Source organism: Pseudomonas sp. PA-1-6B (genome assembly GCF_021609545.1).
Classification (GTDB): domain Bacteria; phylum Pseudomonadota; class Gammaproteobacteria; order Pseudomonadales; family Pseudomonadaceae; genus Aquipseudomonas; species Aquipseudomonas fluorescens_BV.
Genome location: NZ_WJZM01000045.1, coordinates 24,097 through 48,436, shown reverse-complemented (window position 1 = coordinate 48,436; position 24,340 = coordinate 24,097). Strand labels below are relative to the sequence as shown.

The 24,340-nt window shown below is 57.7% G+C and carries 24 protein-coding genes; 8 read left to right on the top strand and 16 right to left on the bottom strand.

The features are described from left to right. The first annotated feature begins 160 nt into the window (after positions 1 to 160). Positions 161 to 1,087 carry a LysR substrate-binding domain-containing protein gene (locus GIV35_RS19900; RefSeq protein WP_003189553.1) on the top strand — a complete coding sequence of 309 codons (927 nt, stop codon included), beginning with the start codon at positions 161 to 163 and terminating at the stop codon, positions 1,085 to 1,087. A 47-nt stretch (positions 1,088 to 1,134) separates the two neighbouring features. Here GIV35_RS19900 and GIV35_RS19895 read toward each other — a convergent pair whose 3' ends face one another. The 7 genes from GIV35_RS19895 to GIV35_RS19865 form a co-directional block, all read right to left on the bottom strand. Continuing rightward, on the bottom strand, positions 1,135 to 1,539 hold the full coding sequence (locus tag GIV35_RS19895) for a hypothetical protein (protein WP_105226142.1): 405 nt from the start codon (positions 1,537 to 1,539) through the stop codon (positions 1,135 to 1,137). 27 nt (positions 1,540 to 1,566) lie between these two features. Further along, on the bottom strand, positions 1,567 to 2,523 hold the full coding sequence (locus GIV35_RS19890; protein WP_105226143.1) for a hypothetical protein: 957 nt from the start codon (positions 2,521 to 2,523) through the stop codon (positions 1,567 to 1,569). A gap of 41 nt (positions 2,524 to 2,564) precedes the next feature. Next, positions 2,565 to 3,749 (bottom strand): amidohydrolase family protein, encoded by a 1,185-nt coding sequence (locus GIV35_RS19885; RefSeq protein ID WP_236265369.1) that lies wholly within the window; start codon positions 3,747 to 3,749, stop codon positions 2,565 to 2,567. 18 nt (positions 3,750 to 3,767) lie between these two features. Further along, complete coding sequence (locus tag GIV35_RS19880; RefSeq protein ID WP_197882916.1) at positions 3,768 to 4,787, bottom strand: TauD/TfdA family dioxygenase; 1,020 nt, start codon at positions 4,785 to 4,787, stop codon at positions 3,768 to 3,770. Positions 4,788 to 4,929: 142 nt separating this feature from the next. Continuing rightward, complete coding sequence (locus GIV35_RS19875; protein ID WP_236265367.1) at positions 4,930 to 6,000, bottom strand: fatty acid desaturase family protein; 1,071 nt, start codon at positions 5,998 to 6,000, stop codon at positions 4,930 to 4,932. A gap of 180 nt (positions 6,001 to 6,180) precedes the next feature. Beyond that, the gene (locus GIV35_RS19870; RefSeq protein WP_052199952.1) at positions 6,181 to 6,717 is read right to left on the bottom strand and encodes a hypothetical protein; all 537 of its coding nucleotides are present in this window, start codon (positions 6,715 to 6,717) and stop codon (positions 6,181 to 6,183) included. Between the two features lie 14 nt (positions 6,718 to 6,731). Continuing rightward, positions 6,732 to 7,691 (bottom strand): isopenicillin N synthase family dioxygenase, encoded by a 960-nt coding sequence (locus GIV35_RS19865; protein WP_236265365.1) that lies wholly within the window; start codon positions 7,689 to 7,691, stop codon positions 6,732 to 6,734. Positions 7,692 to 7,968: 277 nt separating this feature from the next. On the opposite strand from GIV35_RS19865, the gene GIV35_RS19860 reads away from it, so the two are divergent. Beyond that, positions 7,969 to 8,928, top strand: a complete 960-nt coding sequence (locus GIV35_RS19860) for a LysR substrate-binding domain-containing protein (RefSeq protein ID WP_198715008.1) — start codon at positions 7,969 to 7,971, stop codon at positions 8,926 to 8,928. A 32-nt stretch (positions 8,929 to 8,960) separates the two neighbouring features. On the opposite strand, the gene GIV35_RS19855 is transcribed toward GIV35_RS19860, so the two are convergent. The 3 genes from GIV35_RS19855 to GIV35_RS19845 form a co-directional block, all read right to left on the bottom strand. Further along, positions 8,961 to 9,896, bottom strand: coding sequence for a LysR family transcriptional regulator (locus tag GIV35_RS19855; RefSeq protein WP_202691287.1), 936 nt, complete (start codon positions 9,894 to 9,896; stop codon positions 8,961 to 8,963). Positions 9,897 to 10,033: 137 nt separating this feature from the next. Continuing rightward, entirely contained in the window at positions 10,034 to 11,221 is a 1,188-nt protein-coding gene (locus GIV35_RS19850; RefSeq protein ID WP_236265364.1) for a cyanate transporter, read from the bottom strand. A gap of 182 nt (positions 11,222 to 11,403) precedes the next feature. Continuing rightward, positions 11,404 to 13,026 (bottom strand): 5-guanidino-2-oxopentanoate decarboxylase, encoded by a 1,623-nt coding sequence (locus GIV35_RS19845; RefSeq protein WP_236265362.1) that lies wholly within the window; start codon positions 13,024 to 13,026, stop codon positions 11,404 to 11,406. Positions 13,027 to 13,137: 111 nt separating this feature from the next. On the opposite strand from GIV35_RS19845, the gene GIV35_RS19840 reads away from it, so the two are divergent. Next, the gene (locus tag GIV35_RS19840) at positions 13,138 to 14,010 is read left to right on the top strand and encodes a LysR substrate-binding domain-containing protein (RefSeq protein WP_236265361.1); all 873 of its coding nucleotides are present in this window, start codon (positions 13,138 to 13,140) and stop codon (positions 14,008 to 14,010) included. Positions 14,011 to 14,522: 512 nt separating this feature from the next. Here GIV35_RS19840 and GIV35_RS19835 read toward each other — a convergent pair. Both GIV35_RS19835 and GIV35_RS19830 read right to left on the bottom strand, forming a co-directional pair. Further along, positions 14,523 to 15,137: an NAD(P)-dependent oxidoreductase gene (locus GIV35_RS19835; protein WP_236265619.1), complete on the bottom strand. Its 615-nt coding sequence runs from the start codon at positions 15,135 to 15,137 to the stop codon at positions 14,523 to 14,525. A 34-nt stretch (positions 15,138 to 15,171) separates the two neighbouring features. Further along, on the bottom strand, positions 15,172 to 16,038 hold the full coding sequence (locus GIV35_RS19830) for an MBL fold metallo-hydrolase (RefSeq protein ID WP_236265617.1): 867 nt from the start codon (positions 16,036 to 16,038) through the stop codon (positions 15,172 to 15,174). 105 nt (positions 16,039 to 16,143) lie between these two features. Here GIV35_RS19830 and GIV35_RS19825 point away from each other — a divergent pair, with 105 nt between their 5' ends. Next, the gene (locus GIV35_RS19825) at positions 16,144 to 17,049 is read left to right on the top strand and encodes a LysR family transcriptional regulator (RefSeq protein WP_096143699.1); all 906 of its coding nucleotides are present in this window, start codon (positions 16,144 to 16,146) and stop codon (positions 17,047 to 17,049) included. A gap of 91 nt (positions 17,050 to 17,140) precedes the next feature. Continuing rightward, positions 17,141 to 17,320 (top strand): hypothetical protein, encoded by a 180-nt coding sequence (locus GIV35_RS19820; RefSeq protein ID WP_003189580.1) that lies wholly within the window; start codon positions 17,141 to 17,143, stop codon positions 17,318 to 17,320. Here the strand turns inward: GIV35_RS19820 and GIV35_RS19815 are convergent. Further along, positions 17,313 to 18,188, bottom strand: coding sequence for a helix-turn-helix domain-containing protein (locus GIV35_RS19815; protein WP_014717471.1), 876 nt, complete (start codon positions 18,186 to 18,188; stop codon positions 17,313 to 17,315). The genes GIV35_RS19820 and GIV35_RS19815 overlap by 8 nt on opposite strands. A 189-nt stretch (positions 18,189 to 18,377) precedes the next feature. On the opposite strand from GIV35_RS19815, the gene pobA reads away from it, so the two are divergent. Then, complete coding sequence (gene pobA, locus GIV35_RS19810) at positions 18,378 to 19,562, top strand: 4-hydroxybenzoate 3-monooxygenase (RefSeq protein ID WP_419789668.1); 1,185 nt, start codon at positions 18,378 to 18,380, stop codon at positions 19,560 to 19,562. Between the two features lie 66 nt (positions 19,563 to 19,628). Next, the gene (locus GIV35_RS19805; RefSeq protein WP_060764433.1) at positions 19,629 to 21,146 is read left to right on the top strand and encodes an MDR family MFS transporter; all 1,518 of its coding nucleotides are present in this window, start codon (positions 19,629 to 19,631) and stop codon (positions 21,144 to 21,146) included. 29 nt (positions 21,147 to 21,175) lie between these two features. On the opposite strand, the gene GIV35_RS19800 is transcribed toward GIV35_RS19805, so the two are convergent. From GIV35_RS19800 to GIV35_RS19790, 3 genes are read right to left on the bottom strand one after another with little or no spacing between them, the layout of a single operon-like run. Further along, positions 21,176 to 22,015 carry a cache domain-containing protein gene (locus GIV35_RS19800; protein ID WP_213154006.1) on the bottom strand — a complete coding sequence of 280 codons (840 nt, stop codon included), beginning with the start codon at positions 22,013 to 22,015 and terminating at the stop codon, positions 21,176 to 21,178. Between the two features lie 55 nt (positions 22,016 to 22,070). After that, on the bottom strand, positions 22,071 to 22,541 hold the full coding sequence (cynS, locus tag GIV35_RS19795; RefSeq protein WP_014717475.1) for a cyanase: 471 nt from the start codon (positions 22,539 to 22,541) through the stop codon (positions 22,071 to 22,073). Positions 22,542 to 22,569: 28 nt separating this feature from the next. Then, positions 22,570 to 23,211, bottom strand: a complete 642-nt coding sequence (locus GIV35_RS19790) for a carbonic anhydrase (protein ID WP_054919998.1) — start codon at positions 23,209 to 23,211, stop codon at positions 22,570 to 22,572. Positions 23,212 to 23,323: 112 nt separating this feature from the next. Here GIV35_RS19790 and cynR point away from each other — a divergent pair, with 112 nt between their 5' ends. Then, the gene (gene cynR, locus GIV35_RS19785; protein WP_198715000.1) at positions 23,324 to 24,175 is read left to right on the top strand and encodes a transcriptional regulator CynR; all 852 of its coding nucleotides are present in this window, start codon (positions 23,324 to 23,326) and stop codon (positions 24,173 to 24,175) included. Positions 24,176 to 24,340 lie beyond the last annotated feature (165 nt).

The window sequence follows — 24,340 nt, the reverse complement described above, 5'->3', positions numbered from 1 at the left end:
CGGCTGATCCACCGCCTTCGCGAGCAAGCCCGCTCCCACATTTTTATGCGCAGCAGCAACCTTGAAACGCAGATTTACCGTCCCCAACCCGTATGCACATAGACGCAGCTCCCCAGCCTTCCTAAACTGCCGCTTGTCTTGGGGAAAGGGGCAGGCGCCGATGAATCGCAATGAATTACGCAAGGCTGACATCAATCTGATGGTGGTCTTTGAAGCACTGATGCTCGAGCGCAATGTGACGCGGGTGGCGGAGAAGCTGTTTCTCGGCCAACCGACCATCAGTTCGGCCCTCAACCGCCTGCGTACCCTGTTCAACGACCCACTGTTTATTCGTGTCGGCCATCGCATGGAGCCTACGGCGCGCGCCGAGGAGATCATCCAGCACCTATCGCCGGCCTTGGACTCGCTGTCTTCGGCCCTGAGCCTGACCCATGATTTCGACCCGTCTATCAGCACCATGACTTTTCGCATCGGCCTGTCCGATGACGTTGAGTTCGGCCTGCTGCCACCCTTGCTACGGGCCTTGCGTCAGGAAGCGCCGCAGGTAGTGTTCGTGGTGCAGCATGTGGACTACTGGCGCATTCCCGACCTGCTGGCTTCCGGCGATATTACCGTCGGCATCACCCAGACCCGCGGGCTGCCGGCCAATGCCAAGCGCAAGCTGTTGCGGCACATCCGCCCGTGCCTGCTGCGCGCCGATGCCTCGGACACACCGCTGACCCTCGACGAATATTGCGCACGGCCCCACGTGTTGGTGTCCCACACCGCCAACGTCGCCGGGTTTGCCGATGAGTGGCTGGCAGAGGTGGGACGCAAACGCCATGTAGTGCTCTCGGTGCCGCAATACAGCTCGTTGCCGGCCTTGCTTGCCGGCACCGACATGATCGCCAGCCTGCCGGATTACACCGCCCAGGCCATGGCCGCCAGCGGGAACCTGTTCTGCGAGCCGTTCCCGTTCGAAACCCCGACCCTGGATTTGTCGATGGTGTGGCTCAGTCACGTTGACACAGACCCGGCGGAACGCTGGATGCGCTCGCGGCTGGAGGCATTCATGAGTGATCGCGGGTTGGTAGCGAATAAAGCCTGAGGTTTATACCCGTGCTAGGGGCAGGAGGGGGGGCGGCTCAAGAACGGCTAATCCTGAACGTGCTCTTCTTGAACGGGGTTGCCAATCAGCGACGCACGCAAAATACGGATGCGTTGCTCGGAGTGATAGGCGCCTGCTTCTGTAAACCTGAGGAATGCTCGCGCGCAACACTTACAGCCCCAGATGCTTGAAATATTATAAGGAAAGAAATCAAAGCAGATAGGCGCGTCTTCAGACCAGAAATGGGTACCGTTCGGGTGGTATTCCTCAAGGCTGAGTTCTTGTGCCCTATCGGTCGAGATTTCGCCTATGAAGCGCAACAGGCTGCTCGCCTCGAGTGTTTTGGGTAAGGTTTCCCACCCCTGCGACAAGCCCCGAATACAAGAGCAGGCAGTAGTCTCCAGCGAAGAGCGTTCGGCAATCTGCCTGATATTTTCTGGCGTGAGTATCATTTTTATGCAGTTCCAGGCGGTAATAGCTCAAATTCGATTCTTGCTTAAAACCAGTTTGTTCAAATAGCTTTCAACTTTGGGTAAAACAAACTGCAGTATCTTCGGCATGGTGTGAATAGGCAGTTGGCAGCATGCAAAATACAACGCCATTGTGGGCGATAAGCTGACACCAAGAGCAGACCATAATAACCCAACATTTCTATTGCCACCGTTGAGTGCCATGGTGAACTTGGCGATCAATGACCCGGGATATAAACAGCCCATGAGAAGCTGCAGGCAGATGTTGATGCAGTAAGCGATGGCGATCATTGAGATGGCCAACGAAGGGGTCTCCAGAATTACCTGCTGCATGCCCGCCATCGTGCCTACTGCAAAGAGGAAAAGCGCGATGACGACAATACCGTCAATAGCCAGGCCGTGCGTGGCGACGAAGGTGTGCGAAAAACGACGTATCAAAATAGCAGCACCTTCGGCGCCTCCTATCAACACGGCCAGTCTGATCGCCAGATCAACGGGGTTCAAGGAGAGTGAAAGGCCATCAGCGAATAGGTGGAGTATCAGCGGAGCGGTGACAGGGATAATTGCCATTGAGCAGAGCGCAGTCACCAGTGACATGGAAGGGTCAAGCCCGAGCATTCTCGCGACGGCTGCATTTCCGCTGGCGGGCGGGGCGGCAACAGCGATGGCTATCGCAAGGGAAAGTTCTTGATTGCCGGTGAGGTAAAGCGAAAGCATTCCAAAAATATAAGGGCATGCCACCACCATCAGGGCTGGAAATATCAGGGATATTTTCAAGTTTCTGGCTGCACTGATGACTTCAGCGTTGTTAATACGCAGGAGAGTGCCCAGAACAAATATGAAAACCATGACGGGGAGCAATGGCCTCGCCAAGTCTGCAAGATAGGGAATAGCCAATCCAATTGCGCAACCGCATGCGAGTACGGTAGGCCCTCTGCGCGTAATTTCGGGCAGAATTCTATGCATATGAGTGCTCTCGAGGCGACGTCCCTTTCGGGACGCTGCTATTAGGTACGCAGAGTTATTTCAGGTGTGACAGATGGCGGTGGCGAGTTCCTGGATTGCCTCACGACCAGGCGCCCATCGATCAGAATCGAGGTAATACTTGGAAGGTCACCACTGCTGAAACTTCCAAGTACGCTGGGTTGCGCTCCTCCCAAAGGCCCACAGGCGATCAGAATGTCGGCTTCTCTTCCGACGCCCAGAATCCCGCGATTCAACTTTCTCACCTTGGCGGTGTTACCCGTTGCGAAACAGACGGCCTTTTCCGGTGGAACGTCGCCGAAACTACTGAGCAAGGCAATTGCCCTGAGCATGCCAAGCGCGGGAACCCCACATCCGGCAGGAGAATCCGTGCCAATGACGATACGATCCAGTTGGTTCATTTCTCGTGCGTAATTCAGGGTGGTAACCGCCGCGAACTCGTTGCCGTTATGTACGATTTCCAAGGCACCCAGACAGCCTTCACACAGGCATCTGATTTGGCTGGGTGCCAGTGCGGTATAGCCGCCATTGATATGTCCGATGATATCGGGCGCAATTTCAAGGATCTCTTCTGCACCCATGCTCTGGGAGGTAGAAATTGAAGGACCGCCCGTGTGGGTAATGGAGGTCATGCCGTGTTTGCGAGCCATCTTGACCAATTCAGTTGCACGACTGACTGACTTGACCGGGCCTATCCCGACCTCTCCCAGTTGGTTGATGCCTTGAGCAACCATTGCGGCGAAATCCTCATCCGAAAATTCATCGTTGAGCAGTGGCGCGCCGGCTTCCATTTTTATTCCGCTAGGGCGCGCATTGGAGAAAGAGCGCTGCGCTGCGATTGCCATGGCGATAGTACCGACCCTGTCGGTCGGTAGCCCCGGAACGTGCACTTCCCCGGCAGAGATCATGGTCGTCACGCCGCCCTGCAAGGAGTGCCAGATCCAATTGTGGTTGCCAGAGCGCGGGCTGTACTCACCCAGGGTCGGGTGAGTGTGGTTGTCGATCAAACCTGGCATGACCGTGCTCTGCTTGGCGTCAATCAGCAGGTCTGCGTGTGAAAAATCTACATCTACTGCCTGGCCAACGTAGGTGATCATGCCATCAACACTGACGAGGGTATCTGCTGTAATGAGGGGAGTCGCGAGATCACCCGTGAGGAAAGTGCCTATATTATGAATAATTGACGTATATGGCTTATGGTTCGACATTTAATTTATCTCTTTATATCATCGAGTAACGGGTTCGAAGATCCGCGCGCCACACTTGTTGAATGAACGGAAGTTCCACAAGTTATTCGTGATGAACAAACGCTGGATCCAACGATACGCATGCCCCTCTGGATCGAAACTGGGGGTGAACTTGTCACGCGAATGGAGCATGAAACGATTGTTGATGTACACCAACTTGCCAGGTTGAATGTCCAGCGGCCGCGCTACGCTTTTAAGCGCGTGGTAAAACCTCAACAGGGTATTTTGTGCTTCGTGATCAGCGGCAATCACCATGTCCGGGTAAAACGCAGCAGTGACTCTAGGGTGAGTCAGCGGGCCGCTCAGAATTGGGTATACATGAGTTTCTTTCGCGCCTGCGGTACTGTTCCTCCAGCGGTAGGGCTGACGAATGATGAAATGTTTGCCATATAGGATTTCAATATCGGCCTGTTCCAGAACCTGAAGGGCTTCCCTCGCATCGGCCACCCAGGTTTTCGGGCCCACCCCGGCAGGGTCACCGCGAACGCCGAGAAGCAGAAGAGCCAGCGGCGAGGTGTCTCCACGGGAGTCATAAGCCTGAAAGGCATTTTCGGTGTGCAGGTCCAACTCCAGGTCCGAACCGTTGCCGGTATACTCGCCTACGGCCTCCGGATGCGGTACCAAGTCATTGACCAGTTTTGGCCCCTCATGCTTGATGGAGTAGGGCTCCGCTATCAAACTGCCCAGGGCAACCAGCACATTTTCAGAAAGATAACCACTTTTGAAGTTCAAGCTATTAGCGTCGCCTTGGGGGCTGCCAAATGTGTCATCAATCGGAAGGTTCTCAAATACACAATAAGAAGCATCGTCATCTTTAAGTGATTCAAGCTTTTTTAGAAGTCGTGCGGGAAACTTTTGATAAGCGGTCATGCGAATGAGGTGGATGTAGTCTCGCCCTCCCGTTGGCTCGTAACAAATGTCTATGAGCGCGTCCCGAATACTCTCTTTTTCAACAGCCGTCAGCCAGAAGCTGTTGGCGTCTGCACATGAATCGTCCACACGCACTCCTTTATAGATCTGATTGATTTGTCATGAGTTGAGTTATAAGTAAGTTACGACTTTCAAGCGCTGAGGTGGGGGGCTCCGTATCCACGACCTGACAGTGTCCATGCTTTGATAAGGCCCGACCTGAGTGGGTGACTCAACCTAAGAGCTTATCTGTGTACGCACCGGTGAAATGATGGGTGTTAAATTGGCCATCAGCACCATAGGGCTGTCCTTCATCGGTGCTGATGATTCTTGATAACCGCCCACGATGATAGGCAGTCATGAAGTTGAAGAATGGCGTGCTTTCTTCTCTTGTGTCCGTTATTCCGTAAAGCCGCAACTGTTTGGTTATGGCAGCTTCCAGTTGTGGCAACATATACCAAGGGCATGTTGGAAAGCAGTGGTGGGCCGCGTGGTAACCAAAATTCAAAATAATCAGATTAAGGAAGGTAAACTTTCTTGCCACCGGTACGGAGAAAGTATTCTGGATTTCGTAGTGTTTTCCATGGGTTAGCTTTTCTCCCGCCGTATACACCTGCTGGAAAGAATGCTGGAAACAGTCGACGAATCGTACGATGTGTATCCTAAGGAAGGAGGAGGCTTGCCATACCACCACAAGTATCAGGGAGAACCGGGCAAACGTAGCGAAGGCTACAACGTAAATGCACAGGCTTCCAATACCCCTTGCAACCTCGCGCCTGCTGCCACTGAATATCACGGAGTAAATATTGGTAAGCTTGATCACATAGTAGAAGGCGGGAATATATATTTTTTCTGCAACAATGATTGCACTGAATAGCCTCGGGTGAGCGACAGCAAAGTGACCACTATCGAACCCACCAATATCAATTTTTTCCGCATGATGGCGAACATGATCTTTTCTATAGGCTTCAAATGAAAAGAAAGAGAGGCCGTTAAGGAAAGACAGCAACTCTCCGATGACAGAATTGACTTTCTTCGACTTGAAAACAGAATTGTGCGCGCAATCGTGGCTCAGGTACCAGGACCAGATTTTGGCAAGGGCAATCAAGATAGTCGCACCGAGTACCGCAACGATCTGTTGAGTATACGCCAGGAATATGCCCCCTACAGTGAAGGATGCTATTGCACTTAGTACCATTACCGATGGCAACAGTCTTCGCTCTTTAGCTATTGAAATAAGCAGGGTTTTCACGTTGGCGTCTTTGATGGCGCGCAGATAATTATCAGCATACAGTAAAGACATCTCATCACCTTCAAGAGCAAAATCACTGAAACGCTTATTGAGCTGGTTTGGGGGCTAGCATTGAACAACCGATCATGCCTGGACAGGTGTAATCACTTCCGTGCGCATGTGGAACTAACGGCGGGGTTTGAATGTGTGTGCATACACAATGCCAGAGATGTATTGCAGGTGTACGGCTGGCTAGGGTTCTTTTGCTGTTGCATCTGGCACCAGTGAAGGTGGTACTAGCGAGACCGTAGCGTGCGTATCCGCGTCCACGGGTTGTTCGCTGCTACTGGATTTGTAGCCGATCAGTATCACGCCGACGATGCACAATAAAACACCGGCAATATTTAAATAAGAGAGTCCTTCTTTAAGCAGAAATACGCCGATGAAGCCGAGCGCAATATTGATAATGGCGCCGGTAACGATATTGCCCGTACTGAGGTCCCATCCACTGCGATACATCATCAAAAAGCCGATTTCCATCATCAAGATGCAAAACGCGATGCCTCCCTGAAGCCAGGTCATTTGCTTCAAGCCCGCGAGTAACGTTCCACTGCCCAAAAAAAACGGCAACATCAAGGTGGACAGGATAACGATCGCCACATAAATACTGACAATTGAAACCAAGGGGTTGATCGTAGACGGTATTTTCTTCATGAGCATGTGATAGCCCACGGTGCCCAGTATCGCTACGATCGCTGATAGATAGAATGTGTATTCTTTACCTAGCACGTTCAATACTCCTACTAGTTGGGTTCAAGTTCACGAAATGTGGTGGTTTCCAAGAACCTCTGGTCCATGTACTCACCCGCAATGATCGCTCCGTATTTCGCAGGACTGCCGTCTGCGCAACAGCTGGGCAGGCACTCCACTTTGGCGGTGTAGTCTGGGTCCATAAAGAACGCCGCCGAATGGCGTAATTTGCCGGAGGTATTTATCACTCGATGCAGCGTTGCCTTGTAACGGTCATTCGTCCAGCGAGACATTAGATCCCCGACATTGACGACAAAGGCATTTGGGATGGGTTTGACTTTGATCCAGGTGCCGTTGGCACTCTGTACCTCCAACCCCCCGGTGGCACTTTCCGAGATCATGGTGATCCAGCCGAAGTCTGTATGCTCTCCAGCACCCATCGGCGCTCCCTGCGTATATTGGGTGGAGGGATAACGCAGGACTCTCAATTGGGCCATCGGCTTCTTGAATTTATCATCGAAGTAATCGATCGGCATATTGAGCGCAAGGGCAAACACGTTTAGCAGTTTTTTTCCGAACGCAAGCATTTGCGAGTGATATTCCGTCATCGCAAGCTTGAAGTCGGGTAATTCCTCTGGCCATACATTGGGGCCGTAGAAAGGTAATTTGGCTTTTACGAACTCGTCGTCAAGCGACAAGTCCGCCGCCATGTCAAAACCCTCTTTGACATCGCCCAATATGCCATCCGACTTATCAGCGCCTTCGCTAAAGTAGCCACGCATATAGGGGGATTTATGAATTTCGATTTTTTCCTTGGCCTGAACAGGCAGGTCAAAAAACGATTCTATCTGAGAGAAGACAGTTGAAATAAGCGTGTTATCTACACCGTGATTGACGACGGTGAAAAATCCGACCTCCCTGCACGCGTTGTCGATCTCCTTTACTAGATATGGTGATATCTCTGCTCCCTGCGTCAAACTACCGACGTCAATGATAGGTATGTTCTTTTCCATGAATGCACCATTTGCTCTAAAAAAGGCGCAACGAGACCTACTCCATGAACGCTGAAGTGCACTCAGGGATAGACCGTATATAGGCCAGTGTCATTAGTTAGACTAAAGAATTCCGTCAATCCGCAAGCGCTGTCAGTAGGGACTCGACATTCTCGATCGACGCGCCTCCTGATACCGGCTAGGTGGCGTAGCCTAGAATTCACTTCTATGAAAGCGAAGGCAAATCAGATAAAGTAAGCCTGGCTTAGTTTTTTTACCATGGAAGGGGGATTGATTAATGTTCGCAAAATTGCCGTTGACAGCCATTCGTGCATTTGAATCTGCCGCAAGACTCGGTGGGTTTAAAGCAGCCTCCGCAGAGTTGTTTGTTACCCCAGCGGCAGTATCACAACAAATAAAAACACTTGAAAACTTACTGGGCAGTATGCTTTTTGTGCGCACTCCCCACGGTGTTCAACTCACAGCGAACGGTGAGAGGCTATATTCAAAGGTGCATCTTTCGTTTCTGGATATAAGCGGTAGTATGTCTTCGCTCAAGCCACCCGCCGACTCCAATACACTCCGAGTTTCTACCACGCCAGCATTTGCGTCTTTATGGTTGATTCCCCGACTGGCGAAATTTTATAGTGAACATCCAGACATTCATATCAGTGTTGAAACCAGTAATGAAGTGGTGGATTTGTTTCGTGATTCATCTGTTGATTTAGCTATTCGTTGTGGGTTTCGCGATTTTCCAGACTTGTACAGCCACGCGCTTATGCGCGAACAGTTTGGTGTTTTCTCTCATGCCCACTGGAGGCAAGAGGAAGTTGAAACTTCGTTGAAACTTATAAATATACGTTGGGCTACGTCATCGCCCGCTTCAATTAGTTGGGCGTCCTGGTGCGCGGCTGCGAATCATGAAAGTTGGCTATCAAACGCGGTCTATCGTGAATACAACGATGAGCATTTTGCGCTCCAGGCCGCTATTGCCGGGCATGGCTTGACGCTGGCGAGCACGGTCTTGGCGGCAGACTATGTTGCGAATGGATTGCTGATTCCTTACAGACCCGACATCAAGATTCCGGGCGCGCAGTTTTCAGCTGTGTGCGTGCCGGGGCGTGAGCGTTCAGGTGCCGTAAAGAAGTTTCTGGCATGGATGGTCAAAGTAATAGCAGACTGCCATATCGATTGCCCGGTCGCTCGGGATGTCGCATCGCAGGCTGTCACTAAGCGCCGAACGTCATTGGCTATCTGATCAGGGGGTGGAGAGCTTGAGCAGGCGCGTTCCTATAACAAACCCTGATCCGCACACACCTTCACCACTTGTTCCCGAAACCAGGTATTGGCGCTGTCCTGCCCACTGGTTTCGTTCCACTGCATATCCAGGGTGAACCCCGGCAAACCGTTAGGTGCTTCGCAAACACCGAATGCCGGCGCCGGTGCCAGTAACCTTTGCACGCGGCGGGGCAAGGTGACGATGAAGTCAGTGCCGGCAATCATCTTCAATGCCGCGCTGTAGCTGTTGGCCCGTGCAATCACCTGACGCTTGCGGGCCTGGCGCGCAAGCCAGCCATCGATCATGTTGGTGTCGGAGGTCCACGGCGTAGGGAATACGTGGCGCCGCTCAACGAAGGATTGCAGGCTGAACGCCTGTTCCCTGGGCGCTGAGCGTTGGTCGCACACGCAGACCAAGTCGTCCTCCAACAGCATCTGGGTCTTGAAGTCTTTGTGAGCGCGGTGAAAGTGCGGGCCGAAGCAGATCACCAGGTCCAGGCGACCTTCACGCAGGTCATCGGCGGGGATGTCGGTTTCCAGCTTCTGCACATTGACGATTACCGGCAGGTCGGCATGGTCGAAGCGCTTCAGCAGGCGCGGCAGGATCAACTGTTCGAAATATTCCGGCGCGCACACATTGAAGGTCACGGCCTGTTGGGTCGGATCAAAAGCCTGGCCACCGGCATGGCACAGGTTGATGCTTTCCAGAATCTTGTGCACGTGTTCGTACATGGTGGTGGCCTTGTACGTAGGACGCATGCCTGCGCGAGTGTTGATAAACAGCTCATCTTCAAAGCTGGTGCGCAGCTTCTTCAGGCTATAGCTCACGGTGGACTGGCTGACGAACAGCGTTTCAGACACCTCGGTAACGCTGCTCTGGTCGTAGACGGCGATAAACACCATCAAATCCTGCATATCGAGCTTTCTGAGCAAGTTACTGTTTAGCATCGGTTTCGTCCGTAAACCCTTTGTACCGAACTCAGTACAAGACTGAGCAAAATGTTAACGGAACGCTCGTACCAATAGAAAGCTCTGTAGGACCCTTCAATGTTTTGTGTGGGACAAAAAATGTTTGTAATACGACGTCAGCGGATATGACGTGCGTAATGCGCCGGGTCGAAACGCATGACGATCAGCAGCATTAGCCCGCTCACTGCCATCAATGACCACCAGGCCCATTCGAAGCTGCCCAATTGGTCGCGGATCATGCCGGCGATGAGCGGCGACAGGCCGGCGATCAGATAACCGATGCCCTGCACAAACGCGGTAAGGCCACCGGCACGGCGCGGGTTGTCGAGGTGGTCCAGGGACAGGATCAGGCTCATCGGGAACAGGCCGCCAATCCCCAGGCCGAGCAGGCAGGGCCACAACAGGCTCCAGTGTTGCGGGCTGAGGATGAGGCCGCAGAAACCCAGGATGATCAACACCAGCAACACTGCCACCACGCCACGCTTATCCTGGCGGCGGTTGGCGATGGCCGGGGTGACCAGGCCGGAGATCACTTCCATGGCGGTCAAGAATCCCAGCAGCAAGCCGGCATTCTGTTCACTCCAACCCTGCTCGACGTAGTAGGGCGCCAGCCACGCCAGCACACAGGTGTAGGACGCGGTGCCGAGGCCAAAAAAGATCGCCAGCAGCCAGGCGCGGCGATTGCTGAAAAAAGCCTCCTGAGGGCCCGAACCGGCTTGAGGCAAGGGCGGCAGTGCCGCACGCTGGGCATACCAGAACATCAGGGCCAGCAACGCCAGCAGTGCCCAGATTGCCAGGCCGATACGCCAACTGCCGGTCCGGGCTTGCACCAACGGCGAGAACGAAGCAGCCAAGGCCGCGCCGCCCATGATCGCGGTGACATACAGGCCCATGAATAACGAGACATTGACGCTGAACCGCGACTTGATTAGCGCTGGCATCAATGCCTGAATCAGCGCAATGCCGACTCCCGCCGCGATGGCACTTACTATCAGCTCCAGTGCCGAGTCCAGGAACAACCGCGACAAGGCCGCCAGCCCAATCACCAGCAGCGACAGCACAATGCTGCGATGCTCGCCCACGCGCTTGGCCAGGCCCATGCCAAAGAACATCGCCAGGCCCATGGCCATGACCGGCAACATGGTCAGTAAGGCGGCGCTGCTGAAACTTAGCGGCACATCCGCACGAATCGACGCCAGCAAGGGCCCCACGGCCGCCATCGAGGGGCGCAAGTTGAGAGCGACGAGCACCACGCTGATCATCAGCCATAGTGCGGAGGTGGATTTTGCCTGAACGTTTTCCATGGGCCTGCCTTGAATGAACAAGGGCGAATCAGGCCATGGAGCGTGCAGCGGGGCAAATCAGAAAGTCGCAGGGGCTATTGAAAAAATGCGGATGCCGAGTGGTGAGGTAAGCGCGCATTGGGCGTTGGCTGGCAGGGCGTCACGGGAGCAAGCTCCCTCGCCACAGGTCCAGCGTAGCGGGATTACAGATTCGTCAACTCCCACCGCCCTTGGTCGATTTCAAGCAGCGTCGGCCCCTGGCGATCAGCAGCAGCATGCAATGCGGTGCGAAGATGTTCGATGCCGCGGATGCTTTCTGCCGCGCAACCCAAGGCCTTGGCCACGCCGATAAAGTCCGGCGTGTAGATGTCCACACCCACCGGTTCGATGTCACGGTTGACCATGTATTTCTTGATCTCTTCATAACCCTGGTTATTCCACAGCAGCACGATCACCGGTGTACGCGCTTCCACCGCGCTGGCCAGCTCCGGCAGGGTAAATTGCAGGCCGCCGTCGCCGATCAGGCACACCACCGGTTGGCCATCGCCGCGCCCGAGCCAGGCACCAATGGCCGCAGGCAGGGCATAACCCAGGGTGCCGTAACCGGTGGAGGAATTGAACCAGCGGCGTGGGTGGTCGAGGTTCAGGGTCAGGTTGCCGCTGTACACCGGTTGAGTGGAGTCGCCCACGAACACCACGCCGGGCAATTCCTCCAGAACCGCGTTGAGAAACCGGGTTTGCGCACGCGTCGCAGCGTCCCAGGCAGGTTCCAGCTCGGCCCACAAACGGGCGACGCGTGCTGCACCCCAGTCGGCAGTGCGCGGCGCCAGCGGCTGGCGGTTGAGTGCGGTAAGCAGGGCCTGGGCGGCAATGCGCGCGTCGGCCACCAGTGCCACTTGGGGCGGGTAGTTGCGCACGGTCTGGTCCGGGTCAATATCGATGCGCAACAGCGCACCGGGAATGTTGAAACCACCGGCGAAGGTGACGTCGTAGTCGGTCTCCGCCAACTCGGTGCCGATCGCCAATACCACGTCAGCTTCAGCCACCAAGGCACGGGTGGCGGGCAGTGTTTGCGTGGAACCGATCAGCAGCGGGTGCGCGGCGGGCAACATACCCTTGGCGTTAATGGTCAAGGCCACGGGCGCGCCGAGGGCTTCTGCGAGGTGGGTCAGTTCGTCGGCTGCGTCAATGGCGCCGCCACCGGCCAGGATCAGCGGGCGCTTGGCCGCAGCCAGCCTCTGGCTCATCTGCTGCACGGCCGCCGGTGCCGCGCCAGCGCGGGCGACGCTGACAGGCGTGCTGCCCAGCAACGCGTCGGCATTTTCCACCAACACATCCAGGGGGATCTCGATATGAACCGGGCGCGGCCGACCGGCCTGGAACAACGCAAACGCCCGCGCCAGCACGCCCGGCAGTTCCGCCGCCGACATCAAGGTGTGGGAGAACGCCGCCACCCCGGCCACCAGCGCGCTCTGGTTCGGCAGCTCATGCAACTTGCCGCGCCCGCCGCCCAACTGGCTGCGTGCCTGCACGCTGGAAATCACCAGCATCGGGATCGAGTCGGCATAGGCCTGGCCCATGGCGGTGGTGATATTGGTCATGCCGGGGCCGGTGATGATAAAGCACACGCCGGGCTTGCCAGAGGTGCGCGCATAACCGTCGGCCATGAAGCCGGCGCCCTGTTCGTGGCGCGGGGTGACATGTCGGATACTGGAACGCGCCAGGCCCCGGTACAGCTCCACGGTGTGTACGCCGGGAATGCCGAACACGTGGTCCACGCCGTAGCGTTCCAGGAGGTGCACCAATACTTCGCCGCAGGTCGCCATACAGGTCGCTCTTGTGATGGATTCGAAGCGCTATTGGAGCGGTTGGCCGGTGGCGGCAACAATCGATAAAAAGTCATACTCGCCATGTCCTCCCGTCATGGCTGCGCCCCGATGAAACGCCTCCCTCCGTTACCTGCGTTGCACACCTTCTGGGTCACGGCCCAGTGCTGCAACTTCACCCGTGCCGCCGAACACCTGCACATCACCCAGGGCGCGGTGAGCCGGCAGGTGGCCGGGTTGGAAAGCCAGTTGGGCTATGCCCTGTTTCAGCGCCAGGCGCGGGGCTTGAGCCTGACGGAGGAGGGGCGCGAATGGCTGGCGTGCGCGCAACAGGTGTTTGGCTTGCTCGCTGACGCGGTGGAACACATCGGTGACCGGCGCCAAACCTTGCAGCTCAAAGCGTCCACCTGCGTGATGCGCTGGCTGTTGCCGCGCTTGCTGCAATGGCAAAAAGAGCGCCCGGATGTGCCGGTGGAGCTCACCACGACGGTGGCCTATAACGTCGACTTTCGTCGTGAGCCGTTTGACGCGGCGGTGATCTACGGGCCCATCGTCGAGCAGTCGGCCGAGGCGCGGCACTTATTCGACGAGCGCCTAACGCCGGTCTGCGTGCCTGGGTTGCTGGGCAGTTTGCGTACGCCGCAGGATTTGCAGCATCAGGTACTGTTGCACCCGACCCGAGACGAGCGCGACTGGGCGTTGTGGCTCAAGGCTGCCAATACCTGTTTGAGCGATCCCATTCAACGGCATCACTTCGAAACCTTGGACTTGGCAATGACCGTAGCGTCCCAGGGCTCCGGGGTGGCGATGGGCGACAGTGCGCTGATTGGCGAGGATCTGAGGGCGGGGCGGTTGGCGATGCCGTTTGAACTGCGGGTGTCGACGGGGATGGGGTATTTCCTGGTGTATCCGCCGGGGAAGGAACCGTCGGTTGGGCTGGTCGCGCTGATGGATTGGTTGGTGAGTGAGGCCAGTGTGGGATGACAGCCAACGCCTATCTGCCTGACTCGCCGCGATCCAAATGTGGGAGCTGGCTTGCCTGCGATGACGGCCTGAAAGCCGACATCTATCTACCTGGCACCCCAACGATCCCACTGTGGGAGCTGGCTTGCTCGCGAAGACGGCCTGACAGTCAACACAGTTGGATTGTGTACATATCCATTGCTGCGGTAACGGCCACTTAGGGTTCCGCCTGACGGCGGCTCACTTTTGAAAAGCCGGAATGCCGGCCCAGACAAAAGTAAGCAAAACGCTCTTGCCCCACCACTCGGCACCTCGCCTAGGCTCGGTGTACCCGTAATCCGCCAGTGATTTGGGGGGCCGCTGCCACGCGCCATTCATGGCGCGGGGCGGCTAAACCGGCATCCCTGCCGGTTTAGCCCCTAAATCACTGTCGAATTCCGGCCAGCGTGGTTTAACGGGGCGCTTAAGATCAAGATCAAAAGCAGATCAAGAGCTACTCGCTTCGCATCGTGGTTAGCGTTGACGGCGTTGGGTCAGTAACCGACCGTAAAGCGCTTTTGCGAGTGCTTCGGTGTTTCCACTTCATCCAGCATGGCGATGGCGAAGTCGGCAAAACTGATTGAGCTGTTGCCATCACTGTCCATCAGCAGATCATCTGTGCCCAGGCGGAATTTGCCCGTGCGCTCGGTGCCGTCGAACAGGGCCGATGGCGACAGGAAGGTCCAATCCAGCTCCTTTTCCTGGCGCAGCGTTTCCAGGAATTCAGCCCCGGCACTGGCTTCAGCTTTATATTCAGCCGGGAACCCTTCGCTGTCGATCACGCGTCCGCCACCGGGCAACAGCAGCGAACCTGCGCCGCCGACCACCAACAAACGTTTCACCCCGGCCTTTTTCACCGGGCCGATCACGGCGCTGGCGGGAAGCGTGGCGAAGTGCGCCGCGCTGATCACCACGTCGCTACCGCTGATGGCGTGTTGCAAGGCCTTGGCATCCAGGGCATCAACCTGTTTGACCGTAACGCCTGGGCGCACAGCCAGCTTGTCGGTATTGCGGGCGATGGCGGTGACGGTATGTCCGCGACGCAGCGCTTCTTCCAGCAGTTGGCTACCGGCGCGGCCGGTGGCACCAATGATTGCAATCTTGCTCATGATGTTCTCCAACAGGGTTAAGGTTTAAAGCCAGTTACCACTTCATTTCGCCCTTGGCGACTTTGGCGCTCAGTTCCAGCGAGCTTTCGTCGGCGAGGGTGGGGTAGCGTTTTTTCATGGCCGCAATCAGGGCGGCGGAGTCCTTGGCCTTGGCGGTTTCGAGGTCGAAGGCCTTGATATAATCGGCGGTGAAGTTGACCGAGGCCAGCGATGGCGTGCCCAGGTAATGGCCTGGCACCACGGTGTTCGGTTTCAGGTCTTCAATGCGCTTGAGGGTGGCCAACCAGTCTTTATGGGATTGCGCGCTCTGGGTATCAGCCATCCAGACGTGGATGTTTTCAGCGATAACCACACCACCGACCACGGCCTTGATCGACGGGATCCACACAAAGCTGCGATCTGGCTGCGGGCCGTCGAGGCCCACCACTTCAAGCTGCTGTCCTTCCAGGGTCAGGTTGTGGCCTTTAAGTACCTGCGGTACAAGGGTCTTGGCCGGTTTGTCTGCGCCCATTTTCGGGCCCCAGAAGGCCAGCTTGTCGGCGACGGTGGCGTTGATATGGTCGACCACCGGCTGCGGCGCCAGTACCTTGGCGTCGGGGAAAGCGGCGGTGAGGGTGTCCAGGCCGAAGTAGTAGTCCGGGTCGCCATGGCTGATGTAGATGGTGGTCAGGCGTTTACCGCTGGCGCGGATCTTCTGCACCAGTTGCTCGGCTTGGCCTTTGCCGAATTGCGCATCCACCAGGATCGCGTCTTTCTCGCCGCTCACCAGCACCGAGCTGACCGGGAAGATCGCGGCTTCGCCTGGGTTGTACACGTCCAGTTTCAGGTCTGCCGCCGCTGCGTGGGCAGCGAATGCCAGGGCGGCAGTAGCCAGGGTCAAGCGTTTGAAGGTCGAGAACATCGGGCAGCTCCTGCCATAGATAAGGGATGCACAGAGCTTAGTTGCATAAAACGCGACAAAAAATGCGATGCTGGGACATAGTTTGTTTCTAAAAGCGGGCAAATCATGGATCGTCTTCAAGCAATGCGCGTGTTTGTCACCGTGGTGGACCTGGGCAGCCAATCCGCCGCTGCCGACCACCTTGACCTGTCGCGCCCGGTGGTCTCGCGTTACCTGGCCGAACTGGAAGACTGGGTGGGCGCACGCCTGCTGCACCGCACCACGCGCAAGCTCAGCCTCACTGCCGCCGGGGGTGAAACACTACCGCGTTGCCGGCAATTGTTGGATTTGTGTGGGGATATGCAGGCCGCCGTCAGCGAACCCGATGATGCGCCCCGAGGTCTGTTGCGCCTGAGCGTCAGCACCTCGTTCGGCCAGGCGCAGCTGGGCGCGGCGATTGCCGAATACGTCAAGCTTTACCCCCTGGTGACGGTGGATTTGCAGATGCTTGATCGCACGGTGAACCTGGTGGACGAGCGCATCGACCTGGCGATCCGCACCAGCAACGACCTGGACCCCAACCTGATCGCCCGGCGCCTGACCGTATGTCGCTCGGTGGTGTGCGCCACACCGGCCTATCTGCGCGAGCATCCGGCGCCGCAGAAAGTCGAAGACCTGGCCCGGCACAATTGCCTGACCCACTCTTACTTCGGCAAGAGCCTGTGGCATTTCGAAGAAAACGGAGAGCACGTGTCGGTGCCGGTCCACGGCAATATCACGGCCAATGAGGCCAGCACGTTGATGCGCGTGACGCTGGCCGGGGCAGGGGTGGCGATGCTGCCCAGTTATCAGGCCGGCGAGCTGATTCGCAGTGGGGAGTTGGTGCGCTTGCTGCCGCACGCCGAGCCCCGACAAATGAACATCTATGCGGTGTACGCCTCACGCAAACACATGCCTTCGGCGTTGCGTAGCCTCCTGGATTTCCTGGTGCTGCGCTTTCCCGAAGAGCCGGTTTGGGATGTCGGGCTTTGAGCTGAAATAAGCGCGCTGAATGGCATCGCATCATGGCAAGTTGACCTATGCTTTAAACAGCACCCTGTAGATCCGTTCAGAGGTCTGTGCCATGAGCATTAAAACCAGAAAGTACCTGACAATTTTCACCCTCTGCGCATTGGCGACAGCGCTGTATGGGACTGCCGCCTACCGCGTCGAGCAAACGCGCATGCAGCCAGCGGCGTTCGCTATCAGCTGCCATCAGGACCAATGCGTTCCCCGCACCGGCAGTTTCAGTGCGCTCAGGTAGGCTGCTCTGCCTTCAGTTGTTCACGAAACGCCTTGGGTGAAAACCCGACCCTGCGGCGAAACAGCCGTGAGAAGTTGGTCGGGTCGGAAAAACCCAGCACTTCGGACATCTCGTTGATGGTCATGCTGGTGTAGGTCAGCAGGCGCTTGGCTTCCAGCAATTGGCGATCATGCATGATCTGCAACGCCGGTTGCCCACCCAACTCCCGACACGTCCCGTTCAAATGTGAGACCGAGATGCCCAGCTTGTGGGCCAGGTCTTCAATCTTCGGGTGTTCGCGGTAATGCTGTTCGACCAGTTGCGTAAACCGCCGAAAGTACTCACGACCCCGCGGCGCGCGTGGATGGCGGCGCTGGATCGCCTGGCGGCTGACCCATACCAACAACACGCTGACCAGGGCGTGCAGCATCATGTCCCGTGCCGGTTGGTCATCGGCGTATTCGTCCTGCAAGCGTACGAACAGGCTGTTCAAGTAATCGCTGTCCTTGCCCGCCGGGTAGCTGCCAAGTGTGTGCAGGCCATCGACGGTAGAGCCCAGTTGCGCCTGCAAGTGGCTGACCAGCGGCGCCGAAAGCGTTACCACAAACCCTTCCACATCCTCGGAAAAACGAAAGCCATGCACGCACAGCGGTGGCAGCACTTGCAGGCTCGACTCGTTAAGCGTGGTGCGCTGGCCCTCGATTTCCAGTTGTGCCTGGCCTTTGTGCACATACAGCAACTGGCACAGGTCCGCGTGCCGGTGGGGCTGGATTTCCCACTGGTATTCCCGACTGCGCCGGGAAATGGTTTCGCAGTGCAACAAATCGGGAGTCGGCCACTGCTGGCTTTCCCCGTAAAGCTTGAAGACCGGAATCGCGGTTTTGGTCATGGTTTCAATCCGATACTCAGGATAATGGTTCGGTAATCGCCCCGATTGGCGAAAAGCACAGGTTTTGACGCAGTTTTCACCTTCTTATGAGCCTCACTCAAGTGAAAAATGTCAGCCACAAGAGCAATGACAACTCTTTCACTCCATACGTTCGCGTGAAGCTTGAAGGTCATAAAAATAATGAAAACCCTGAAAACCCAAGTCGCCATTATTGGTGCCGGTCCTTCCGGATTGCTGCTCGGCCAACTGCTGCACAATGCTGGCATCCAGACCCTCGTTCTAGAGCGTCAGAGCGCCGATTACGTACAAGGCCGTATCCGCGCCGGTGTGTTGGAACAGGGCATGGTCGACCTGCTGCGCGAAGCCGGCGTCAGCCAACGCATGGACGCCGAGGGTCTGGTGCACGACGGGTTTGATATTGCCCTCAATGGCCAACTCACCTCCATCGACCTCAAGGCCTTGACCGGCGGCCAGTCGGTGATGATCTACGGCCAGACCGAGGTCACCCGCGACCTGATGGCCGCCCGCGCAGCCGCGGGTGCCATCACCCTGTACGAAGTCTCCAATGTTCAACCCCATGACCTGAAAAGTGAACAGCCGTGGCTGACCTTTGAGCATGAAGGCCAAGCCTGTCGCCTGGAGTGCGACTACATTGCCGGCTGCGACGGTTTCCATGGCGTGGCCCGCCAGTCGATACCGGCGCAAGCGCTGAAGGTGTTCGAACGGGTCTATCCCTTCGGCTGGCTGGGCGTGCTGGCCGACACGCCGCCGGTACATGCCGAGCTGGTGTACGCCAAACATGCGCGGGGTTTTGCGCTGTGCAGCATGCGGTCGCCGACCCGCAGCCGTTACTACCTGCAAGTGCCGGTCGAAGAGAATCTGGAAGACTGGGCGGATGAACGTTTCTGGGATGAACTCAAAAGCCGCCTGCCCGACTCATTGGCCGAACAATTGGTGACCGGCCCGTCGATCGAGAAAAGCATCGCGCCGCTGCGCAGCTTTGTGGTGGAACCCATGCAGTACGGGCGCCTGTTCCTGCTCGGCGATGCCGCGCACATTGTGCCGCCCACCGGTGCCAAGGGCTTGAACCTGGCAGCCAGTGATGTGAGCACCTTATTCCGCATCTTGCTCAAGGTGTACCGCGAAGGGCGCCTGGACTTGCTGGAAAAATACTCGGCAATCTGCCTGCGCCGGGTGTGGAAAGCCGAGCGGTTTTCCTGGTGGATGACCTCGATGCTGCATCAGTTTCCCCAGGCGGATGACTTCAGCCAGCGTATTGCCGAAAGCGAACTGGACTATTTCATTCGCTCTGAGGCTGGGCGTAAAACCATCGCAGAAAATTACGTCGGCCTTCCTTACGAGCCTATCGAATAGCCTGCTATCGTATCGAGCATTCCCACCGGTGACCGTTGCCTGTGGGCCCTGCTCGAAGGTTCTGCCGTGACACACCTCAATCAGCCCGCTCCAACCGTTCCCGCCGTACGCAGTATCCTGGTCGCGCTGATGATGGCGATCTTCCTGGGTGCCCTGGACCAGACCATTGTCGCCGTGTCCATGCCGGCCATTTCCGCACAGTTCCATGACGTCAACCTGCTGGCCTGGGTGATCTCCGGCTACATGGTGGCGATGACCGTGGCGGTGCCGATCTACGGCAAGCTCGGTGACCTGTATGGGCGCCGCCCCATGATGCTCATCGGCATGGGCGTGTTCACCCTCGCGTCGCTGTTCTGCGGCCTTGCGCAAAGCATGGAGCAACTGGTGCTGGCGCGGGTTGTGCAGGGTATCGGCGCTGGCGGGATGGTCTCGGTGAGCCAGGCGATCATTGGCGACATTATTCCTCCCCGCGAACGGGGACGTTATCAGGGGTATTTCAGCAGCATGTACGCGGTGGCCAGCGTGGCCGGGCCGGTACTGGGCGGTTATATGACCGAGTACCTGTCGTGGCGATGGGTGTTTTTGATCAACCTGCCACTGGGCGTCGGTGCCTGGTACGTGGCCCATCGCACTCTGGTGGGGCTGCCGGTGCCGCAGCGCAAGCCGATCATCGATTACCTCGGCACGGTGCTGATGATCGTCGGCCTCACCGCCTTGTTGCTGGGCATCACTGAAATCGGCCAGGGCCATTCGTGGCGTGACGATCAAGTGCTGGGGTTGCTGGCCTGTGCCCTGTTGGCCTTGAGCGTGTTTGTATGGCACGAACGCCGCGCACGGGAACCGCTGTTGCCGATGCACTTGTTTGCCAACCGCAGTGCGGTGTTGTGCTGGTGCACGATTTTCGTCACCAGCTTCCAGGCGATTTCCCTGACGGTGCTGATGCCCCTGCGCTACCAGACCGTGACCGGCGCTGGTGCCGACAGCGCAGCCCTGCACTTGCTGCCGTTGGCGATGGGCTTGCCGATGGGCGCGTATTTCGCCGGGCGCATGACCTCGGTGACCGGCCGCTATAAACCGATGATCCTCAGCGGCGCGGTGTTGAGCCCGCTGGCGATTCTCGGCATGGCCTACAGCGCCCCCCAGGCGGTGGCGCTTACCAGCGTCTTCATGTTGTTGTGCGGTATCGCCGCCGGCATGCAGTTCCCGACCTCGTTGGTGGGTACGCAGAACTCGGTAGAGCAACGGGATATCGGTGTGGCCACCAGCACCACCAACCTGTTTCGCTCCCTGGGCGGGGCAGTGGGGGTGGCTTGCATGTCGGCGTTGCTGCTGGCGCTGTTGCACGATTCCAGTTTCGCCCATTTGACGAGCGGCGCACTGGTGGCCGAAGGCAGTTCCGGCAACGTACTGCTCGACGGCCTCAACGCCGCACCCGGCCCGGCGCAGGATGCGTTGCGCGACGAGCTGGCGGTGACGTTCCGGCATTTGCTGATGGTGAGTGCGGCGGTGTCGCTGCTGGGGTTGGCCGCTGCGATAGCGATGCCGAATCGGGTACTGCGCGGCCGTGAAGACAAAGTTAGATAAGCGGACGCAGAGCGTGGGAACGATCAGGATCAGGGGCTGTAATACCCCACCGCAACCATGAAATGCCCGCTCTTGCGCACATAGGCATGCTTGTTCTCGACCTTGCCGGTCACCGGGTTTTTCCAGCGGTATTTGTATTCGCCCTGGTCCTGTTCGGCCATCATCTGGAGGATCGGCACACCCACCGGTTTGCCATCCGGGTCCTTGATCTTGGCAAAGTCGGTGTTGAGCAGCCGCAGGTTGGTGCCATGGGCGACGTAGCGCCGCGTGTTCAGGTCCACCACAAACACGTAGAGATCATCTTGCAGGAAACCGCTCTGCAAGGAGTTGATCGCCTTGAGCGTGCCGGTTTCATCCTTGACCAACGCCTCCACCGCCTTGTTGCGCAGCGCCCGTGCCTGTTCTGGCGTGGCACGCGGCAAGTAATACCCGACTGCCAGGATGCGTTCGCCCACCCGCTGATAAAACACGTGCTTATGTTCGACCTTGCCGTCATTCCAGTTCTGCCAGCGGTAGTCAGCCTGCTGGATACCCTGGTCTTCTGGCACGCTCAAGGCTTGTTTGAACGAGGCTTGCAGGTCGGGCCCGAGTACCTCGGACACATCGCGACCGATCAGCGCGGAGGAGGGCCCGCCACTGGCCAACAGTACGCCTTGGGTATTGACCACAAACACATAACGGTCCTGGTCGATGAACTCGCCCTGACGGCTGAAGGCGGCGAACGCCTTGTCACCTTGCTTGTGGTAGTACGCCAAGGCCTTTTCCAGCAGGGCCTTGGCGGCTTGGGCATCCGCTTCCTGTGCCGTGGCGGCATGCACCTGGCTGCAACACAACAGCAGCAGCCAGGTGAATCGGAGCAGTCTCTTCATTTACCCGTCCCTCGTTCTTGTTGGTGTGCCAAGAGCGTAGACGGTTGGCGGCAAATCAGAAGGGTTTGGTCGGCAGGTATTTGCCGTCCAGGGTGATGACCGCACGGGAGCCGCCGTCCGGGTCTTCGACTTTCTTGATGTCCAGTTTGAAGTTGATGGCGCTGATGATGCCGTCGCCGAATTGCTCATGCACCAAGGCCTTCAAGGTAGAGCCGTAGACCTGCAGCATTTCGTAGAAACGGTACATGGTTGGGTCGGTCGGCACACCGCTCGGGAAGCTGCCGCGCAGTGGGACGCTTTGCAGCAGGCGGCTGGCGTCCTCGTCAAGGCCGAGTTTGCCGCACACGATGTCGGCCGCCTCCTTGGGCAGCGGGTGCTGGCCGAGCAGGGCAGCGGTGACGAATGCCAGGCTCAGCCCGGTGCCGTCGGTGAGGTCCTGCCACGACAGGTTTTTGCGTGCCTTGAGGTCAATAACGGTATCGGCCAGGGCCAGGCGTGGGGTTTGGGCAAATTGGGATTGCAACATGGTGACGTCCTCTTGGGTTGAATAAGGTTCAGGCGGCGTGGGCGCGGGTGCTGGGGTGGTCGAGCAGGGAGACGAAGCGCCCGGTGTGCCCGTCCAAAGCGTCGATGCCGCCGGTTTCGATGTCGTACACCCAGCCATGCAGGTTCATCCGGCCTTGTTCCAGCGCCAGGGCGACCGAAGGGTGGGTCTTGAGATTAGCCAGTTGGGCGACCACGTTTTCGCGCACCAACGAATCCAGGCGTGCAGCGTCCGAGACATGCGTGCGGGCGGCATTGATCACCTTGGCCGACTCGGCATGGCGTAACCAATTGGCAACGGCGGGCAGGTGGTCCAGGCATTTGCAGGTGGAAATCGCGGTCATTGCGCCGCAGTCCGAATGCCCGCAAATCACAATGTCGCTGACGCCCAGCACCGCTACGGCATATTCGACTGTGGCCGACACACCTCCCGGCTCCGGGCCGTAGGACGGCACTATGTTGCCGGCGTTACGGATGACGAACAGGTCACCGGGTTCCTGCTGGGTCAACAGTTCGGGGACTACGCGGCTGTCAGAGCAGGACACGAACAAGGTGCCGGGGTTTTGCGTGGTCGCCAGGTGTTTGAACAAGTCACTGCGCGGGGTAAAGGCTTCACGTTGGAATTTGCGAAAGCCGTCGATGAGATGCTGCATGGTGGTTCTCCTTGCGTCGCTGATGGGGCAAGGATGGAAGTTTTCGGCTATAGCGTCCAAGACCGGTTTATTATGCTTTCTATAAGTCATGCCTATAGTTGGAGCGCTGCCCATGCTGTTGCGTCATATCCGTTACTTGCTGGCCGTTGCCGAGCATCGCAATTTCACGCGTGCCGCCGAGGCGCTACATGTCTCGCAACCGACCTTGTCGCAACAGATCAAGCAACTGGAAGAAAGCCTGGGCGCGCCACTGCTGGACCGCTCCGGGCGCAGTGTCAGCCTGACCGACGCGGGGCAGGCCTATGTGCGTTATGCGCGGCTGGCCTTGCAGGATCTACAGGCCGGCACCCGCGCCATACACGACGTGCAGGACCTGCGCCGAGGGCATTTGCGCCTGGCCATGACGCCGACCTTCACCGCCTACCTGATCGGCCCGCTGTTGGCACGGTTCAATGCGTTGTATCCGGGCATCACCCTGAGCATCGAGGAACTGACCCAAGACCGCATCGAAGCCGCCCTGGGCGAGGACCTGCTGGATATCGGCATCGGCTTTACCGGCGAGCATGGGCTGGAGATCGACTGTGAGGCGCTGTTTGTCGAAGAGCTGAGCCTGGTCGTCAGTGCCAGCCATCCCGAACGCACACAACCAGCCTGGCTCGAGCAGCCCCTGGTGCTACTGAACACAGGCTTCGCCACCCGCCGCTATATCGACGACTACTGCCACCAGCAAGGGGTTAAACCGCAGATTGCCATGGAGGCCAACTCCATCAGCGCGATCATCGAAATCGTGCGCAGCACGCCCCTGGCAACCATCCTGCCCCGCGCACTGGCCGAGGCTCAGGCTGGCCTGCATGCCGTGGCCATTGACCCACCATTGCCGCAGCGCACCGCGGCACTCCTGAGCCGCAAGGGCGCGTATCGCAGCGCTGCGTGTGCGGCGTTTGTAGCGTTGATCAAGGCGTAGGCCGAACCGACGCCCCAGGATCCCAATGTGGGAGCTGGCTTGCCCGCGATGACGGCCCGCCAGCCGACGCCTTTCTACCTGATGCCCCGCGATTCAAATGTGGGAGCTGGCTTGCCTGCGAAGACGGCCTGACAGTCAACACCGTGGATTGTGTACATATCCATT